At 40.9% G+C, this 712-nt stretch carries 1 protein-coding gene; it reads left to right on the top strand.

Annotation, left to right across the window (positions count from 1 at the left end; genetic code table 11):
- Positions 1 to 51 precede the first annotated feature (51 nt).
- On the top strand, positions 52 to 363 hold the full coding sequence (gene rpsJ / locus HMPREF3050_RS00425) for a 30S ribosomal protein S10 (protein ID WP_002642322.1): 312 nt from the start codon (positions 52 to 54) through the stop codon (positions 361 to 363).
- Positions 364 to 712 lie beyond the last annotated feature (349 nt).

The raw sequence follows: 712 nt of genomic DNA, 5'->3' as shown, positions 1-712 counted from the left end.
AGGTGCAGGTGTGGTTTCTTCTATCATCGCTTAATTGAAGGATATCGATAAATGGCAAACCAAAAAATCCGTATCCGCCTGAAAGCTTATGATTACAGCCTGATCGACCGTTCTGCACAAGAAATCGTTGAAACTGCAAAACGTACCGGTGCCGTTGTAAAAGGTCCGATTCCGTTGCCGACTAAAATCGAACGTTTCAACATTCTGCGTTCTCCTCACGTGAACAAAACTTCTCGTGAACAATTGGAAATCCGCACCCACTTGCGCCTGATGGACATCGTGGACTGGACTGACAAAACTACCGATGCACTAATGAAACTGGACTTGCCAGCCGGTGTTGATGTAGAAATTAAAGTTCAATAATAGTTGCTTTTGATAGAAAGCCGAATGGTTTATCCGTTCGGCTTTTTATTTATTAACCCATTGAAGCATTTATGGTGGATTCAAATAGAAATAGGGCATTCTGTTGATTGGTATTTTGCACAATCGAGACTTTATGGATGGAATTGAGTTTTTGAATTTTATAGTGGATTAAAATTGCAATGATACGGTGTTGCCAACGCCCTTATGTACTACCCGTACACGGCGGGCGTTGCCGCCTTGTCTCATTTTTATTTTAATCCACTATATTAGGTCTTGCTTACTGTTAAAGATCAATATGTGCATCATTGGAAATCGGAGACCTTTGCAAAATTCCCCAAAATCCCCTAAA

Source organism: Neisseria sp. HMSC065D04 (assembly GCF_001815675.1).
In the GTDB taxonomy this organism is placed as follows: domain Bacteria; phylum Pseudomonadota; class Gammaproteobacteria; order Burkholderiales; family Neisseriaceae; genus Neisseria.
Note: the sequence above shows the minus strand (reverse complement) of the source record. Positions and strands in the feature narration are given on the sequence as shown.